The sequence below is a fragment of the Streptomyces sp. NPDC086080 genome, from assembly GCF_044540255.1.
In the GTDB taxonomy this organism is placed as follows: Bacteria; Actinomycetota; Actinomycetes; order Streptomycetales; family Streptomycetaceae; genus Streptomyces.
The window spans coordinates 205,396-223,093 of sequence record NZ_JBITRU010000011.1 but is presented as its reverse complement, the minus strand read 5'-3'; the positions used below and the strand labels follow the sequence as shown (position 1 = coordinate 223,093).

The following is a 17,698-nucleotide window of genomic DNA, read 5'->3' as shown; positions in this document are numbered from 1 at the left end:
CTGGCCTTTCCCATGGTGCTGGGTGGTGTGGCGAGCACGGTGGTGGCCACGTGGTCGGTGCTGGACGTCTGGGTGACCCGGCAGGTGTGGAACCAGCGCAACGGCGTGGTGTCCGAGCCGAGCAGCACCGCCCGGCAGATGCGCCGGCCGCGGCGCCGGGCCCCGCGGGCGGCCGCCGGGGGACGGGGCCCCGGGCGCCCGACGCCGTCAGTTCTCCGTGTCCGGCAGGGGGAGCAGTGCGAGGCGGTCCGGGTCGGCCAGGATGTACAGGCCGGTGATGCGATGCTCGCCGATGGTGACGGACATGACCGACCGGATGTGCCCGTCCACCACGCTGAGCAGGCCCAGCGCGTCGTTGACCAGGACCATGCGGGCCGCCGCGGTGTGACGGGCGAACATCATCGCCGACTCGGCCACCGGCTTCGCGCCCCGCAGGATCTTGGACACGGCCGTGCCGCGGACCAGTGCGCCCGCGTCGGCCCGCAGCACCACGTCCGGGTGCAGGACGGCGACCAGCGCCTCGAAGTCACCGCCCCGCGCGGCGGCCATGAACGCCTCGAGCACCTGCTTCTGCCGGGCGGGGTCCGGCTCGGACGGAGGGGCCGTGTCCCGTACCCGGCGGCGGGCCCGGCCGGCGAGCTGCCGCGTCGCGGCCGGGCTGCGCTCCACGACCGGGGCGATGTCGTCGAAGGGCACGGCGAACATGTCGTGCAGCACGAACGCCAGCCGTTCGTCGGGCTGCAGCTTCTCCAGGACCACCAGCATGGCCACGCCCACCGAGTCCGCTCGCAGCGCCTCCTGTTCCGGGTCCACCTGCGACAGGGGTCTGATCACCGGGTCCGGAACGAAGGTCTCGTCCATCGGCTGCTCCCGGCGCGCGGTGCGTGACCGCAGCAGGTCCAGGCAGATGCGGCCGGTCACGGTGGTCAGCCAGCCACCGAGGTTGCCGATCTCGCCCGGGTCGACCCGGCCCAGCCGCAGCCATGCCTCCTGCACGGCGTCCTCGGCCTCGGTGAGCGAGCCGAGCATGCGGTAGGCGACCGCCTGGAGATGGCCGCGGTGTTCCTCGAAGCTCCGCGCCAGCAGTTCCCTGTCACCGTCCACGGCGGTCACCGGGAGAACACTTCGAAGGCGACCGCCGGACGGTTCCCGAACCGCTGTCCCGTCTCCTCGGCGAATCCGGTCAGCAGGCCGCGTGCGTACGCCTCCGGGTCCTCGTCGGTCAACGCCTCGATGTAGGTACGGTGTTCGAGCAGGGAGCGCACCGCCCGCTCCAGCCCGCCGGTCGCGTCCACCGCGTGTGTGGGGTTGCCGGAACCGGCGACCGCCACCCAGCGGACACCGCTCCAGGGTTCCAGGCCCCGCTCGATCAGCTCCGGGAAGATCCACCGGTTGCCGGCGTCCCCGGCCGCGTCCAGCGTGGCGCGCCCGACGGCCACGTGGTCCGGGGTGTTCCAGTAGGTGCCGCCCCAGGTGTCCCGGTGGTTCAGGGTGATCACCAGCTCGGGCCGGTGCCGGCGCACCGCGGCGGCGATGTCCCGTCGCAGCGCGGGGCCGTACTCGATGATCCCGTCCGGGTGGTCGAGGAACTCCACGTCCGACACGCCGACCACGGCCGCGCTCGCCCGCTGCTCCCGCTCCCTGAGCGGTGCGCACTTCGCCGGCTCCAGGGTGTCGATGCCCGCCTCGCCGCGGGTCGCCAGGACGTAGGAGACCTCACGGCCGGCGTCGGTCCAGGACGCGATGGCCGCCGCGCAGCCGTACTCGAGATCGTCCGGGTGTGCGACGACGGCCAGGGCGCGCTGCCAGTCGTCGGGCATGGGCTGGAGTTGACTGGTCGTCGGCTCGGTCATGCCCGCAGACTAGCTCTCCGCACTGACATCCCCCCGGGGGCACGATCCCCGGGGCACGCGTCACGCCTCGTCGCGCGCCAGGGCGAGCAGCCGGTCCAGGACGCGAGGGCCGCCGGCCCGCACGCCGTCGTGCTCGAACTCGTCCGTGACCCAGGTACGCAGGCCGCGGATCGCCCGTGCGCTCTCCAGGGAGTGGGGCGTGTGCACGTACATGTCGTCGTGGTAGACGGCCGCCGCCGCCGGGACCTCGTTGACGGCGAGGCGCGCCGGGTCGTACAGGGGTGTCCAGTCGGTACGCGCGGCGAGCAGTTCGGCGGTCTCGCGCAGGGGGCGCAGCGCCGGGTCGCAGTCGAACATCCAGGGGTGAATGGTTTCGCCGGTGAACAGCAGCGGCTCGTCCCCGGCGAGCGCCTTGGCCGCGTCGAACCGCGGGAACTCGGCCCGTACGCGTTCGGCGGACCAGGCGGTGGGCCGGGCGTCCTGGCCGTAGATCGCCTCGTGGACGAGCGCGTACAGCGGGTGGCCGGCGAAGGACAGCAGCCCCTGCGCCTGCTCCTGGAAGGCGTCGGAGAGCGCCGGTCCTCCCGGGGTGCGGACGAACGCGTCCTCCAGGAGGTGGTGCAGCCGGTGGCTGCCGTCGCCGCTGCCGAGCATGATGCCCAGGGACTGGAACGCCTCCACGGTGAAGCGATAGCCGTTCGGGAGGACGACGTCGTGGGTGAGCAGGTGCTCGGCGATGCGGCGGGCGCGTTCGACGTCCTGCGGGTAGCGGGCGTAGTGGGCGGCGACCTTGCGTTCGACACGCGGGTAGGCGGCCCGGTAGACGTCGTCGGCGTGGGCGCCGAGGGAGGGCAGGCCGCCGGTGAGGAGCGCGGTGTCCAGGCCCTCGGGGGCCATGGACAGGTAGGCGACAGTGCAGAAGCCGCCGAAGCTCTGGCCGAGCACCGTCCAGGGGGCGCCGCCGGTCACCCGGGACCGGATGGCCTCGCAGTCCCGCACGATCGAGTCGGCGCGGAAGCGGGTGAGGTAGTCGGCCTGTGCGGCGGGGCCGCCGCGCAGCGGGAGCGTCTGCCGGTTGGCCGGGGTGGAGTGGCCGGTGCCGCGCTGGTCGAGGAGCAGCACACGGTAGTCCTGGAGGGCGCGGCCGAGCCAGGCCGGCCTCCCGACGAAACGGTTCGCCCCGAAGCCCGGGCCGCCCTGGAGGTAGAGCAGCCAGGGCAGGTCCTGGCCGGCCTTCTCACTGGCGACGGCCTCACGCGCGTACAGCTCGATCGTCTCCCCGGCCGGGGCGTCATGATCGAGGGGTACGGTGAACCGGCGGTCGGTGAGGACCACTCCGGGCTGGCGGTAGCTGACGGACAAAGGGAGCTCCCGGGGCGAACGGATGGTCGGATCGCGACCCAGTTCACCACAGGTGCGTCCGGTCACCGAGCCCGGGATCACACGTTGTCCTGCGCCGAGACGGTCAGCGGGCGGAGAGGCTGGAGCGGCGGACGACGAGTTCCGGGCGGAGGACGACCCGGCGGTGCTCGTGGGGATGCCCCGTGCCCTCGCTCTCGGTCTCCTCCAGCAGCAGCCCGGCCGCCAGGGCACCCATGGTCACCGCGGGCTGCCGCACCGACGTCAGCGGAACCGCCGCCGCCGCCGCGAACTCGATGTCGTCGTAGCCCACGATCGCCAGATCGTCCGGAACCCCCACACCCGCCGCGTACATCGCCTGCAACACACCCAGCGCCAGCAGATCGTTCGCGCAGAACACCGCCGTGGGGCGATCCGACAACCCCAGCAGACGAGCACCCGCGTCCCGCCCCGCCGCCACATCCAGCCGCTCGGTCGGCACCTCACGCAGACACTCCGGCCCCAGACCCGCCTCCGCAAGAGCACGCAACGCACCCGTACGACGATCCCGGACCTGATTCAACTCCGGCGGACCACTCACATACGCGATCGAACGATGCCCCGCATCCACGAGATGCCGCACCGCCAGCGCACCACCCGCCACATCATCCACCGACACCGAACACTCCGACGTGCCCTCCGCCACCCGGTCCACCAGGACGAACGGAATATCGTGCCGACGGAACGCCGCGATATTACGGCCCGTCGCATCCGCCGGAGTCAACAGCACACCCCGCACCCGCTGCTCGGCGAAGAGCGACAGGTACTCCGCCTCCTCACCCGCGTCCTGAGCGCTGTTGCACACCATCACCCCCAGCCCCGCCGCCCGCGCGGCACGCTCCGCACCCCGCGCCACATCCACGAAGAACGGATTGCCCATGTCCAGCACCAGCAGCCCCATGATGCGACTACGACCCGCACGCAACTGACGCGCCGACTCACTGCGCACATAACCCAGCCGCTCGATCGCCGACAACACCCGCGCCCGTGTCCCCGCCGCGACCGTCTCCGGACGATTGATCACATTCGACACCGTCCCCACCGACACACCGGCGACACGGGCGACATCCTTGATACCCACCGACCGGGCCATCGGACACAGACCTCCAGAAAACGGCGGGCAACGGGGCGGCGGACCACACATTACCGGCCCGTACGTCCCGCAGTTACCCAGGTCAGACGGGAAGCGCGAAGTCTACGACACGCAACGGTGCGGGCACCGAGTCCCTTGACTTCTCCTGGTACATGAACGACAGCACACCGTCCTGGGCGACGCGGGTCTCGTCGATCACCACCTCCCCGAAGGCGTTCAGGCCGTCGCCGTCGTACAGCAGCCGCCAGTCGGTGTGGCCGGAGACGGCGGAGGCGCCGGCGACACGGCCGTGAGGGAGGACGGCGTAGGCGTTGTCGTAGCGGTCCAGCACCAGCTTGGTGCGCTGGCTGGAGTTCAGCGGGAAGGGGATCTCCGTCTTCCGCCAGCCACCGGCGGCGGTCCGGCGGACGTGGAAGGCCCGGCCGTTCGCGGTGCGGTCGGCGACATGGTCGCCGGTTCCCCTTCCGAAGTGGCCGGGGACGTAGGAGATGATCGCGTGCGGCCGGCCGTCCGAGTCCGTGAACTGGCTCTCCTGGTTCATCAGGGAGTGGTCCGGGGCGAGCGGATCGACGACCAGTCCGCTGTCGGTGACGCGGACCCGGTCGGAGGTCCCGGTCCGGCCGACGACGGTACCCGCGTCGTTGCGCCAGGTGCGTCCCAGGTCGTCGGAGTACACATAGCCGGTGTCGTGATTGGTGAGGCCGCCACCGCGGCGCAGCACGGCATCGTTCTGCTCGCGCCAGGTGAAGAAGGCGTGCAGCCGGCCGCGCCGGTCGTAGTCGATGCCGTGCAGGTACATGTTGCGGGCGGTGGAGGAGCCGTACGCGCTGGTGTAGGTGCCGGTGGAACTCGTCCACTCCCCCAGCCCCGTCCAGCGGATGCCGTCGTACTCGGCGAGGGCGTTGCGCCCGTCGCCGGAGACGCCGGCCCGGTAGCTGAGCTGGAGCCCGCCCTCGGGGGTGGCGACGAACTGCGGGTAGGTGAACCGCGGGGTGAGGGCGAGTCCGTCGAGCGTGGACCGGGGCACCCCGAAGCGGTTCGGGGTCCAGCCCGTCCCCGTCGGATCGTCCAGGAGCCCGGCGACCGACTTCACACAGGTGAAGCCGTCACTGTGGGAGTCCATGACGAGGTGCAGGCGTCCGTCGGTCCTCGAGACGCCCATGCAGATGACGTTGTGGGAGTCGTCGTAGCGCAGGCTGTGGCCGACCCGCACGGCGTCCCAGCGGCTCACGCCGAGCGCGCGGCGGCCGACGACCGCGTCGCGGTCCGCGGTGTACCACACGGCGTACTGGTGGGCCTGGTACGTGAGCAGGCCGTTCTTCTGGAAGGCGTTGTTGTTGACCAGGCCTTCGTAGGAGACGAAGTAGAGGGCGCCGGGGTCGGGCGTGCTGCTGCCCACAGGGGTGACCGAGGGACCGGGGAACACGACGCCTCCTCCCGGCCATCACCCGTCCGCACGGTCTCCCCCGGTCGGACGAGACCGTGCGGACGGGGCAAGGAATGCCGTGGCGCTAGAAGTTGTAGTCGTCGATGTTCTTCTTGTCGAACACCGTCGGCTCGCCGAGGGTCACCACGCCGTTCTCCTCGATGTCGAACCAGCCCATGTCACCCGCCAGGAACAACTGGCCCTCCTTGCCCGTGATCTGGCCGGAGGCGAGGGCGGCGGCGGCGCGCGCCGCGAGCTCACCGAGCTTCTCGGGATCCCAGAGCGCGAACTCCTCGACCGTGCCGTCCTTCACGTACGTGCGCATGTCGTTGGGGGTGCCGAGACCGGTCACCTTGACCTTGCCCTTGTACTCGGAGTCGGACAGGTATGCGGCGGCCGCCTTGATGCCGACGGTGGTCGGAGCGATGATCCCCTTGAGGTTCGGGTGCTCCTCGAGAAGGCGCTTGGTCTCCGCCGTGGACTTCTCTTCCTCGTCGTCGCCGTAGGCGATCTCAACGAGCCTGACGTCCCCGTATTTGGCGCTCTCGATCTCTTCCTTCATGAACTTGATCCAGGTGTTCTGGTTCGTGGCGTCGCGACCGGCCGAGAGAATCGCGATCTCACCCTTGTAGTCGATCTGTTTGGCGATCAACTCCACCTGGATCCAGCCGATGGCATCAGCCTTGGCCTGCGAGACGAAGAGATTGCGGCACTTCGGGTCGGTGTCGGAGTCGTAGGTGACGACTTTGATTCCGTCACCGAGCGCGTCCTTCAAGGTGTCACAGAGCGCGTCGGCGCTCTGTGCGGAGACGGCCATGGCCTCCACCTGTTGCTGCTTGAGCTCTTCGATGCTCGAAATCTGCCCGGCCGTGTCGGTGGCGTTGTCCGGACCCCTCTCCACAAAGGAGGAACCGAGTTGCTCGAGGGCCCTTTCCCCGCCCTGGCTGGCCAGACCGAAGTACGCGCCACTCACCTGCTTGGGGACGAACCCGATGGTCATCCCCTTCTTTATCTCCGCGTGCGGATTGGCTTTGCCTGCGGTGACGTTCGACGTATCACCGTCGCCGCTTCCGGCGCCGTCGGACGCGTCGTCACCGCAGGCGGTGAGCCCACAGGTGAGCGAGAGGACGGTGGCCGCACCCATGACAGAACGGAGTAAAGATGATCTGGACATTTACCATTCCCTTGAGGATGCCTCTGGCATGAGGGACGAAGGCGCACCCGTCGGGCGCAGGCGTGCCAGAAGGCTGATATATGTGCTCGCCGAACCCGCCTCGAAGCGACACGCCCCGGAGCAGCAGCACGGAATCACCCCTGTTTTCCCGCGGCATCGTCGGACCGGACGAGCCTCGGCCGCAACAGCTGTCGAGCACGGGGCAGTTCGCTTCATGAAAGGTTTCAACGAGATGCCACCGGAGGTTAGGGCCGCAGTGAACTGTGGGTCAATGCCTGTGGCCAAACCGTGAACAGGGAGCGGGCTGAAACGATTAACCACTAGACACGTCCCGTTGCCCGCCCGAAAGAGGCTCGGCCCGCTCCCCCTACGGGCCGAGCCGGTCCGGCGGCGTGTCAGGCCAGATGGAACACCTCGGTCAGCGGTTTCATCGCCTCGTCGGGGCGGGAGCCGTCGAGGGACTCGAAGAACGGGGACATCTCCGCCTGCCAGCGGGCGTTGACCTCCGTGTCCTCCATGCCGGCCTTGGCCGCCTCGAAGTCCTCGGTCTCCAGGTAACCGACGAGAAGGCCGTCGTCACGCAGGAAGAGGGAGTAGTTGTGCCAGCCGGTGGCCGAGAGCGCCTCGCGCATCTCGGGCCACACGGCGGCATGGCGTTCGCGGTACTCGATGATCCGGTCCCTGCGGACCTTGAGCAGAAAACAGACGCGTTGCATGAGTACCGCTCCCCCAGGGTGGTCGGGATCAGAAGTCGAACTGGTCGATGTTCTCGGCGTTGAACACCGTGGGCTTGCCCAGGTTGATCACACCGTCCTTGCCGATGGTGTACTCGCCCATCGCGCCGGCCTTGAAGGTCTCGCCCTCCGCGCCGGTGATCTGACCGGAGACCAGCGCGACCGCCGTACGGGCGGCCAGCTCACCGAGCTTGGCCGGGTCCCAGAGCTCGAACGCCTCGACGGTGCCGTTCTTGACGTACTTGCGCATGTCGTTGGGGGTGCCCAGGCCGGTGAGCTTGACCTTGCCCTTGTACTTGGAGCCGGACAGGTACTGGGCGGCGGCCTTGATGCCGACGGTGGTCGGGGAGATGATCCCCTTCAGCTCGGGGAACTCCTGGAGCAGCCCCTGGGTCTGCTGGAACGACTTCTGCGCGTCGTCGTCACCGTAGGCGACCTTGACGAGCTTGACGTCCTTGTACTTGGGATCCTTGAGTTCGTCCTTCATGAACTCGATCCAGGTGTTCTGGTTGGTCGCCGTCTGCGCCGCGGACAGGATCGCTATCTCGCCCTTGTAGCCGATCTGTTCGGCGAGCAGCTGCACCTCGGTGCGGCCCAGGTCCTCGGCGGACGCCTGGGAGACGAAGGCGTTGCGGCATTCGGCGTTGGTGTCGGAGTCGTACGTGACGACCTTGATGTCGTTCTTCATGGCCTGCTTGAGCGCGGTGCACAGGGCGCCGGGGTCCTGGGCGGACACGGCCATGGCGTCCACCTGTTGCTGGGTGAGCGTGTTGACGTACGAGACCTGGCCGGCGGTGTCCGTGGCACTGGAGGGGCCGACCTCCTTGTAGGAGGAGCCCAGTTCCTTCAGGGCCGTCTCCCCGCCCTTGTCGGCGCTGGTGAAGTAGGGGTTGTTGACCTGCTTCGGCAGGAAGCCGACGGTCAGGCCCTTCTTGGTGGCCGCGCCGGGGTCGGCCTTGCCGGCCGCGGTCGCCTTGCCGGCGCCCTCGTTCTTGACGTCGTCCTTGGTGGTGCCACCACCGCAGGCGGTGGCGGTCAGGGCGAGCGAGGCGACGACGGACACCGCGATGGTCAGTCGGCGGGTTCCGGCGGGGATGAGAGACATGAAGGTTCCTTGCTTGTTCATGGACCGACGGGTCCGGGCACGGGGTGGTGATCGGATGGAACGGTGGAGCGGATTCAGGTGGTTGCGGGCGGTGGAGCGGTCTCCACCCGTTTGCGGGCCCTCGCCCGGGCGATGTCACGGCCGACACGCGGGGCGAGAACGGATACGACGAGCAGGACGCCGGTGACGACGATCTGCGACTGGGCGGACACGTTGACCAGGCTCATGACGTTCTGCAGGGTGCCGAGCAGGAACACACCCGCGATCGCGCCGCCGAGGGTGCCCTTGCCACCGTCGAAGTCGACCCCGCCCAGGAGCACGGCCGCGATGACGGACAGTTCGAGCCCGAGGGCGTTGTCGTAGCGGGCGCTGGCGTAGTGCAGCGCCCAGAAGACGCCGGTCAGCGAGGAGAGCACGCCCGTGGTGACGAACATGGCCAGTCTCAGGCGCTTGACCCGGATGCCGGCGAAGCGCGCGGCCTCCTCGCTCGCCCCGATCGCGAACAGGGACCGCCCCAGCGGGGTGGCGTGCAGCACCACGACGGCGATCGCGAGCAGGACGGTGAAGGGGAGGGCCGCGTACGGGATGAATGTGTCCCCGATCCGGCCGGCACCGAAGTCCAGGTACTGCAGGGGGAAGTCGGTGACCGAGTCGGAGCCGAGAACGATCTGGGCGATGCCCCGGTAGGCGGCCATGGTGCCGATGGTGACGGCCAGGGAGGGCAGTCCGAGACGCGTCACCAGCACACCGTTGACCAGGCCGCAGACCGCACCGAGCAGGACGCACAGCACGATGGCCGTCTCGATGGCCATGCCCTGGTTCCAGAGTGCTCCGAGCACCGCACCGGACAGACCGGCCGTGGAGCCGACGGACAGGTCGACCTCGCCGGAGACGACCAGCATGGTCATCGGCAGGGCGATGAGCGCGATCGGAAGGGTGTTGCCGATCAGGAAGGAGATGTTCAGCGCGTTGCCGAAGTTGTCGACGAACGAGAACGAGCAGATCAGCAGGGTGAGCAGCAGCGCGCCGACCGCGGTGTCCCAGCGCACCGCACCGGCGAGTCCCGCCAGGCGGACCGGCTTCGCCGTCTTGGTGTCAGGCATGGCGGGCACTCCTCTTCTGTGCGGCCTGCTTGCGCAGCACGGAGGCGACCCGCAGGGCCAGGATCCGGTCGACGGCGATGGCGAGCAGCAGCAGGACGCCGTTGATGGCCGTGACCCAGACGGAGCTGACACCGATCGCGGGAAGGACGCTGTTGATGGAGGTCAGCAGCAGCGCGCCGAGGGCCGCCCCGTAGACGCTGCCGGAGCCCCCGGTGAAGGCGACGCCGCCGACCACGACGGCGCTGACGACGGTGAGTTCGTAGCCGGTGCCGGTGGCGGAGTCGACGTTGCCGAATCGGGCGAGGTAGAGGGCGCCGGCGAATCCGGCCAGCGCGCCGCACAGGACGTAGGCGGTCATGACGCGCCTGCGGACGGGGATACCGGCCAGGGTGGCGGCCTCGGGGCTGGAGCCTATGGCGTACATGTCACGGCCGCTGCGGTAGCTGCGCAGGTAGTAGCCGGCGACGACGAGGACGGCTGCCGCGAGCAGGGCGAGGTACGGGACCGCCAGGACTCCGTCGTGGCCGAAGTCGACGAAGCCGTCGGGCAGGGCGTCGGCGGTGATCTGCCGGGACCCGACCCAGATGGAGGCGATCCCGCGGACGATGTAGAGCGTGCCGAGGGTGACGACCAGTGCGGGTACCTTCCCGAAGCTGACCAGAACGCCGTTGAGGAGGCCGAACAGGGCGCCCATGGCGACGGCGAGCAGAACCGCCGTCAGCGGGCTGCCCCCGTTGTGCACATGGTCACCGGCGGCGAAGGCGCTGATGCCGAGCACGGAACCGACGGAGAGATCGACGTTGCGGGTGATCACCACGACGGCCTGTCCGACCGCCACCAGGACCAGGATGGTGGCGTTGAGCAGCAGGTCCTTGATGCCCTGCTCGGACAGGAACCCGCTGTTGGTCAGCTGCGTGACGGCGAGCATGCCCACGAGCACGGCGGCCACGGCCAGTTCGCGGATCTTGAACACCCGGTCGATCAGGCGCTTTCCCGCGGTGGGGCTCGGTGCGGTCGTCTCACGCACCGGCGGAGCGGTCAGGGTCATGCCGCGTTCCCTTCCCGCGTGACCCGCCCGGTGGCGGCCGCCATCACGGATTCCTCGGTGGCCTCGGCCCGGGGTATCGCCGCGGTGATCCGGCCCTCGTGCATCACCAGCACGCGGTCGGCCATGCCGAGGATCTCGGGCAGGTCGGAGGAGATCATCAGTACGGCGACGCCCTGGGCGGCGAGCGAGGACAGCAGGCGGTGGACTTCCGCCTTGGTGCCGACGTCGATGCCTCGGGTCGGCTCGTCCACGATCAGTACCCGGGGCTGTGTGGCGAGCCACTTGGCGAGAACGACCTTCTGCTGATTGCCGCCGGACAGGGTCCCGACGGCGTCGGCGACTCTCGCGTACTTGACCTGGAGCCTGACCGCCCAGTCCACCGCCCTGCTGCGCTCGGCGCGCCGGCTCATCAGTCCGCCCCGCGTGGTGGCGGCGAAACCGGTGAGCCCGATGTTACGTTCGACGGACATGTCCATCACCAGTCCCTGCGCCCTGCGGTCCTCCGGAACCAGAGCCAGACCCGCGGCCATGGCCAGACTGGGTGCCCCCGGCTTGAGCTTCCTGCCGAGCACCTCGACCTCCCCGCCGTCGAACCTGTCGACGCCGAAGACGGCGCGGGCTATCTCGCTGCGGCCGGCCCCGACCAGTCCGGCCAGGCCCACGATCTCACCGCGCCGGACGTCGAAGGACACGTCGGTGAAGACGCCCTCGCGGGTCAGCCGTCGCACGGTGAGCGCGACCTCTCCCACCTCGGTGGCCTGTTTCGGGTAGAGCTCGTCGAGGTCCCTGCCGACCATCCGGCGCACCAGGTCGTCCTCGGACAGGCCGGCCAGTGGCTCACTGCTGATCAGGGCTCCGTCGCGCAGTGTGGTCACCCGCTGGCACAGCTCGAAGATCTCCTCCAGCCGGTGGGAGATGAAGAGCACCGCGGCACCCTGTTCGCGCAGCGTCTCGACCACACCGAAGAGGCGGGCGACCTCGCTGCCGGTGAGGGCCGCGGTCGGCTCGTCCATGATCAGGACGCGGGCGTCGAAGGACAGCGCCTTGGCGATCTCGACGAGCTGCTGGTCGGCGATGGACAGACCGCGGGCCGGCTGGTCGGGGTCGAGGTCCACCCCCAGGCGGCCGAACAGGTCGGCCGTCGCCCGCTTGACGGCCCGGTGGTCGACCCGTCCGAGCGAGCGGGAAGGCTGGCGGCCCACGAAGATGTTCTCGGCGACGGACAGGTCCGGGAAGAGCGTGGGCTCCTGATAGATGACGGCGACACCCGCGTCCCGGGCATCGGCGGGGCCGTGGAACTCGACCGGCTCGCCGTCCAGCAGCACCGTGCCCGTGTCGGGCCGGTGGACACCGGCGAGTGCCTTGATCAGGGTCGACTTGCCCGCGCCGTTCTCGCCGGCCAGGGCGTGCGCTTCTCCCGCGTACAGCCGCAGACTGACTCCGCGAAGGGCACGGACCGCGCCGAAGGACTTGCTCACCCCCGCCAGTGCGAGCACCGGAGTGGTCTCCGGTTCAGGGTGCGTCATTGCATGGCTCCATGGTGTGCCCAAGGTGGTTCGAAGCGGGAGTCGGGGGCGCCATGACGACGATGGACGCCACCCCTCCGCTGGTGAATTGATTCAATGAATGGCCGGGAAGCTAGCCGTGCCGGGCGGTCAGGTCAAGCCGTTCGGCGGGATCCGGCCACACAATCCGCTCACGATCCCCGCCCTCTCTCCTCACTCACCCTTCTGACGTGCGCAAAGAGCGGGCACTCCGCCCCCGGCACCCGCGTACGGCACGATTGGGTAACGGGGCGTCAGGTATTGCCCCCACTCTTGACCTTCCGGTAGTGCGGGATTAGCTTGCCCAGGGCACTGAATCGATTCATTTCAGACTCCCCCACCCCTGCGGGCTCCGCCGTCGGGGCCGCACCCGACACGTGAGGTCGATATGCCTGACATCGCTTCGGTAAAGTCCGCGCTCACCCGGCAGCGGATCGAGACACCCTCCTGGGCGTACGGGAACTCGGGGACCCGGTTCAAGGTGTTCGCGCAGCGGGGTGTCCCCCGCACTCCGCAGGAGAAGCTGGACGACGCGGCCAAGGTGCACGAGTTCACCGGAGTCGCGCCGACCGTGGCGCTGCACATCCCGTGGGACAAGGTCGAGGACTACACGGCTCTGGCCAAGCACGCCGAGGACCGCGGGGTGAGGCTCGGCACGATCAACTCCAACACCTTCCAGGACGACGACTACCGGCTGGGCAGCATCTGCCACCCGCATGCGGCGGTGCGCAGGAAGGCCGTGGACCATCTGCTGGAGTGCGTCGACATCATGGACGCGACCGGTTCCAAGGACCTGAAGCTGTGGTTCGCCGACGGGACGAACTATCCCGGTCAGGACGATGTGCGGTCCCGGCAGGACCGGCTCGCCGAGGGGCTTTCCGAGGTGTACGAGCGGCTCGGCGAGGGGCAGCGGATGCTGCTGGAGTACAAGCTCTTCGAGCCGGCTTTCTACACGACGGACGTACCGGACTGGGGTACGGCGTACGCGCACTGCCTGAAGCTCGGCGAGAAGGCGCAGGTCGTGGTCGACACCGGTCACCACGCGCCCGGGACCAACATCGAGTTCATCGTCGCGACGCTGTTGCGGGAGGGAAAGCTCGGCGGATTCGACTTCAACTCGCGGTTCTACGCGGACGACGACCTGATGGTGGGGGCGGCGGATCCGTTCCAGTTGTTCCGGATCATGTACGAGGTGGTCCGTGGCGGCGGGTTCACCACCGAGGTGGCGTTCATGCTGGACCAGTGCCACAACATCGAGGCGAAGATCCCCGCGATCATCCGTTCCGTGATGAACGTGCAGGAGGCCACGGCCAAGGCACTGCTGGTGGACCGGGCGGCGCTGGGTGAGGCGCAGGCCTCGGGGGATGTGCTGGGCGCCAACGCCGTGCTGATGGACGCGTACAACACGGACGTGCGTCCGCTGCTGCGGGAGGTGCGGGAGGAGTCGGGACTGGACCCCGAGCCGATGGCCGCGTACCGGCGGTCCGGGTGGGCCGAGAGGATCGTCGCCGAGCGGGTCGGTGGGGAGCAGGCGGGGTGGGGGGCGTAGGCGTCCGCCCGGTTCCGTTCGTCGCGGGCCGCGGGTCGGTCGTGTGGCCGATCGCGCCCACGCGGCGGTAGCCGCACACGCCACACGGCCCCGCGCCCTCAGGCACATGCACTCACCCTCTTTCACGTAAGGACTGGACGTTCATGGCAACCCACCCCGAAGCCTCCGCTCTGCTCGCTCGGTCGCACCGGCTCGGTGCCGACCCCCGCAACACCAACTACGCCGGCGGCAACACCTCCGCCAAGGGCACCGGGACCGACCCCGTCACCGGGGGTGACGTCGAGCTGATGTGGGTCAAGGGATCCGGGGGCGACCTCGGGACGCTGACCGAGGCGGGGCTGGCCGCGCTGCGGCTGGACCGGCTGCGGGCGCTCACCGACGTCTACCCGGGTGTCGGGCGCGAGGACGAGATGGTCGCCGCGTTCGACTACTGCCTGCACGGCAAGGGGGGTGCCGCGCCCTCGATCGACACCGCGATGCACGGGCTGGTGGACGCCGCCCATGTGGATCATCTGCACCCCGACTCCGGGATCGCGCTCGCCTGCGCCGCCGACGGGGAGAAACTGACCGCCGAGTGCTTCGGCGACACCGTCGTGTGGGTGCCGTGGCGGCGGCCCGGTTTCCAGCTCGGACTGGACATCGCCGCCGTGAAGCAGGCCCATCCCGAGGCCATCGGGTGTGTGCTCGGTGGGCACGGGATCACCGCCTGGGGGGACACCTCCGAGGAGTGCGAGCGGAACTCGCTGCACATCATCCGCACCGCCGAGACGTTCCTCGCCGAGCGTGGCCGGCCGGAGCCGTTCGGTCCGGTGATCGAGGGGTACGAGGCGCTGCCCGAGGACGAGCGGCGCGAGCGGGCGGCCGCCCTGGCACCGTATGTGCGGGCCGTCGCCTCACAGGACCGGCCGCAGGTCGGGCATTTCGACGACTCCGATGCCGTACTGGACTTCCTGGCCCGCGCCGAACACCCGCGGCTGGCGGCGCTCGGCACCTCCTGCCCGGACCACTTCCTGCGCACCAAGGTCCGGCCGCTCGTCCTCGACCTGCCACCGACCGCGCCGCTCGACGAGACGGTCGCCCGGCTGAAGGAACTGCACACCGCCTACCGCGAGGAGTACGCCGCCTACTACGCGCGGCACGCGGAGCCCGACTCCCCCGCGATGCGCGGCGCCGACCCGGCGATCGTGCTGGTGCCGGGCGTGGGCATGTTCGGCTTCGGCAAGGACAAGCAGACCGCGCGGGTGGCGAGCGAGTTCTATCTCAACGCGATCAACGTGATGCGCGGGGCCGAGGCGGTGTCGACGTACGCGCCGATCGAGGAGTCGGAGAAGTTCCGTATCGAGTACTGGGCGCTGGAGGAGGCCAAGCTCCGGCGGATGCCGAAGCCCCGGCCGCTGGCCACCCGGGTGGCGCTGGTGACCGGTGCGGGCAGCGGGATCGGCAAGGCGATCGCCCGGCGGCTGGCGGCCGAGGGCGCGTGTGTCGTCGTCGCCGATCTGAACGGGGAGAGCGCCGCACGGGTCGCCGAGGAGCTGGGCGGGTCCGACAGGGCCGTCGCCGTGACCGTCGACGTCACGTCCGAGGAGCAGATCGCCGCTGCCTTCAGGGCCGCCGTTCTCGCCTTCGGCGGTGTCGACCTGGTGGTGAACAACGCCGGTGTCTCGATCTCCAAGCCGCTGCTGGAGACGTCCGGGGAGGACTGGGACCTCCAGCACGACATCATGGCCCGCGGTTCCTTCCTCGTCTCGCGCGAGGCGGCCCGGGTGATGGCCGCGCAGCGGCTGGGCGGGGACATCGTCTACATCGCGTCGAAGAACGCGGTGTTCGCCGGCCCGAACAACATCGCCTACTCCGCCGCCAAGGCCGACCAGGCCCATCAGGTGCGACTGCTCGCCGCCGAGCTGGGCGCGCACGGGATCCGGGTCAACGGGGTCAACCCGGACGGCGTGGTGCGCGGTTCCGGGATCTTCGCGGGCGGCTGGGGCGCCGAGCGCGCCGCCGTGTACGGAGTGCCGGAGGAGAAGCTGGGCGAGTTCTACGCCCAGCGGACGCTGCTGAAGCGTGAGGTGCTGCCCGAGCACGTGGCCAACGCCGTGTTCGCACTGACCGGTGGCGATCTCACCCACACCACCGGACTGCACGTCCCGGTCGACGCCGGCGTCGCCGCCGCGTTCCTGCGATGAGCACCTCCGTGCGGTCGTACGCCGCGGTCGACCTCGGCGCGTCCAGTGGACGTGTCATGGTCGGCCGCGTCGGCCCCGACACCCTGGAGCTCACCGAGACCCACCGCTTCCCCAATCGGCCGGTGCGGGTGCCCGAGGGGCTGCGCTGGGACGTCCTGGGGCTGTACGCGGGGGTGCTGGACGGGCTGAAGGGCGCCGGACAGGTCGACTCCGTCGGCGTCGACAGCTGGGCCGTGGACTACGGGCTGCTGGACGCGGACGGGGCGCTGCTCGGCAACCCGGTGCACTACCGCGACAGCCGCACCGACAGGATCGCGGAGAAGGTGTGGGCGACCGTGCCCGCCGGGGAGCTGTATGCGGCGACCGGACTGCAGTACGCCCCGTTCAACACCCTGTACCAGTTGACGGCGGCTCGCGGTTCGGCGCAACTGGCGCAGGCCAGAAGGCTGTTGATGCTTCCGGATCTGCTGACGTACTGGCTCACCGGGGAGCAGGGCACGGAGCTGACCAACGCCTCGACCACCCAGCTGATCGACCCGCGCACCCGGGACTGGGCACACGGGATCGCGGAGCGGCTCGGCATCGACCTGACCCTGTTCGCGCCGCTGCGCCGGCCGGGGGACCCGGCCGGGCTGCTCCGCCCGGAGGTGCTGGAGGAGACCGGGCTGAGCGGGCCGGTTCCGGTGACGGCGGTCGGTTCGCACGACACCGCGTCCGCGGTCGCCGCGGTGCCCGCGGAGGGCGAGCGGTTCGCGTACATCTGCACCGGAACCTGGTCGCTGGCCGGGCTGGAACTGGATGCCCCGGTGCTGACCGAGGAGAGCCGGGCCGCCAACTTCACCAATGAGCTGGGACTGGACGGCACCGTCCGTTACCTGCGCAACATCATGGGTCTCTGGCTGCTCCAGGAGTGCCTGCGGGCCTGGGGCGAGCCCGATCTGGACGCGCTGCTGCGCGAGGCGGCGGACGTGCCGGCGCTGCAGTCGGTGGTGGACGCCGGGGACGCCGCGTTCCTCGCGCCGGGACGGATGCCGGAGCGGATCGCCGCGGCCTGCCGGGAGGCGGGACAGCCGGTACCGGTGTCCCCCGCCGAGGTGACGCGCTGCATCCTCGACTCGCTGGCCCTGGCACACCGCACGGCGGTCGAGGACGCGTCCCGGCTCGCCGGGCAGCCGGTGGACGTCGTGCACATCGTCGGCGGCGGCACCCGCAACGCGCTGCTGTGCCAGCTGACCGCCGACGCCTGCGGGCTGCCGGTGGTGGCCGGTCCGGCGGAGGCGGCGGCCCTGGGCAATGTGCTGGTGCAGGCCCGTGCGCACGGGCTGGTCGGCGACCTCACCGGGATGCGGCGCCTGCTCGCCCGTACCCAGTCACCGACACGGTACGCACCGCGCGGCGGCACACACCGGTGGCGGGCGGCGAAGGCCCGGCTCGCCCGGGACTGACGGGGTCTCCACCACACCCTCGCTCGCGCACTACCCTGCCCTC

14 protein-coding genes and 1 pseudogene are annotated in these 17,698 nt (G+C 70.0%); 4 read left to right on the top strand and 11 right to left on the bottom strand.

Annotation, left to right across the window (positions count from 1 at the left end; all coding sequences use genetic code 11):
* Positions 1 to 198 (top strand): annotated as a pseudogene (locus ACIF9R_RS16490) (hypothetical protein); the annotation flags it as partial.
* A gap of 9 nt (positions 199 to 207) precedes the next feature.
* Here the strand turns inward: ACIF9R_RS16490 and sigJ are convergent.
* The 11 genes from sigJ to ACIF9R_RS16435 form a co-directional block, all read right to left on the bottom strand.
* The gene (gene sigJ / locus ACIF9R_RS16485) at positions 208 to 1,113 is read right to left on the bottom strand and encodes an RNA polymerase sigma factor SigJ (protein WP_399979990.1); all 906 of its coding nucleotides are present in this window, start codon (positions 1,111 to 1,113) and stop codon (positions 208 to 210) included.
* Positions 1,110 to 1,853 (bottom strand): PIG-L deacetylase family protein, encoded by a 744-nt coding sequence (locus ACIF9R_RS16480; RefSeq protein ID WP_399979987.1) that lies wholly within the window; start codon positions 1,851 to 1,853, stop codon positions 1,110 to 1,112. Before ACIF9R_RS16480 ends, sigJ begins: the two co-directional genes overlap by 4 nt.
* Before the next feature lie 60 nt (positions 1,854 to 1,913).
* A complete protein-coding gene (locus ACIF9R_RS16475; RefSeq protein ID WP_399979985.1) occupies positions 1,914 to 3,215 on the bottom strand; it encodes an alpha/beta fold hydrolase in 1,302 nt (433 codons plus the stop codon).
* A gap of 103 nt (positions 3,216 to 3,318) precedes the next feature.
* Complete coding sequence (locus tag ACIF9R_RS16470) at positions 3,319 to 4,344, bottom strand: LacI family DNA-binding transcriptional regulator (protein ID WP_399979982.1); 1,026 nt, start codon at positions 4,342 to 4,344, stop codon at positions 3,319 to 3,321.
* 82 nt (positions 4,345 to 4,426) lie between these two features.
* The gene (locus ACIF9R_RS16465) at positions 4,427 to 5,770 is read right to left on the bottom strand and encodes a BNR repeat-containing protein (protein ID WP_399979979.1); all 1,344 of its coding nucleotides are present in this window, start codon (positions 5,768 to 5,770) and stop codon (positions 4,427 to 4,429) included.
* 85 nt (positions 5,771 to 5,855) lie between these two features.
* Positions 5,856 to 6,944, bottom strand: a complete 1,089-nt coding sequence (gene rhaS / locus ACIF9R_RS16460; RefSeq protein ID WP_399979977.1) for a rhamnose ABC transporter substrate-binding protein — start codon at positions 6,942 to 6,944, stop codon at positions 5,856 to 5,858.
* Positions 6,945 to 7,339: 395 nt separating this feature from the next.
* On the bottom strand, positions 7,340 to 7,660 hold the full coding sequence (locus ACIF9R_RS16455; protein WP_399979975.1) for an L-rhamnose mutarotase: 321 nt from the start codon (positions 7,658 to 7,660) through the stop codon (positions 7,340 to 7,342).
* A 28-nt stretch (positions 7,661 to 7,688) separates the two neighbouring features.
* A complete protein-coding gene (gene rhaS / locus ACIF9R_RS16450; protein WP_399979972.1) occupies positions 7,689 to 8,783 on the bottom strand; it encodes a rhamnose ABC transporter substrate-binding protein in 1,095 nt (364 codons plus the stop codon).
* A 74-nt stretch (positions 8,784 to 8,857) separates the two neighbouring features.
* Positions 8,858 to 9,886, bottom strand: a complete 1,029-nt coding sequence (locus tag ACIF9R_RS16445; protein WP_399979970.1) for an ABC transporter permease — start codon at positions 9,884 to 9,886, stop codon at positions 8,858 to 8,860.
* Positions 9,879 to 10,934 (bottom strand): ABC transporter permease, encoded by a 1,056-nt coding sequence (locus ACIF9R_RS16440; RefSeq protein WP_399979967.1) that lies wholly within the window; start codon positions 10,932 to 10,934, stop codon positions 9,879 to 9,881. The genes ACIF9R_RS16445 and ACIF9R_RS16440 overlap by 8 nt, the downstream gene beginning before the upstream one ends.
* Positions 10,931 to 12,460, bottom strand: a complete 1,530-nt coding sequence (locus ACIF9R_RS16435) for a sugar ABC transporter ATP-binding protein (protein WP_399979963.1) — start codon at positions 12,458 to 12,460, stop codon at positions 10,931 to 10,933. The genes ACIF9R_RS16440 and ACIF9R_RS16435 overlap by 4 nt, the downstream gene beginning before the upstream one ends.
* A gap of 406 nt (positions 12,461 to 12,866) precedes the next feature.
* Between ACIF9R_RS16435 and rhaI the strand changes: the two genes are divergently transcribed.
* From rhaI to ACIF9R_RS16420, 3 genes are all read left to right on the top strand, one after another.
* Positions 12,867 to 14,027, top strand: coding sequence for an L-rhamnose isomerase (gene rhaI / locus ACIF9R_RS16430; protein WP_399979960.1), 1,161 nt, complete (start codon positions 12,867 to 12,869; stop codon positions 14,025 to 14,027).
* A 143-nt stretch (positions 14,028 to 14,170) separates the two neighbouring features.
* Complete coding sequence (locus ACIF9R_RS16425; protein WP_399979958.1) at positions 14,171 to 16,210, top strand: bifunctional aldolase/short-chain dehydrogenase; 2,040 nt, start codon at positions 14,171 to 14,173, stop codon at positions 16,208 to 16,210.
* Positions 16,207 to 17,655, top strand: coding sequence for a rhamnulokinase family protein (locus ACIF9R_RS16420; protein ID WP_399979956.1), 1,449 nt, complete (start codon positions 16,207 to 16,209; stop codon positions 17,653 to 17,655). Before ACIF9R_RS16425 ends, ACIF9R_RS16420 begins: the two co-directional genes overlap by 4 nt.
* The last annotated feature ends 43 nt before the right edge of the window (positions 17,656 to 17,698 follow it).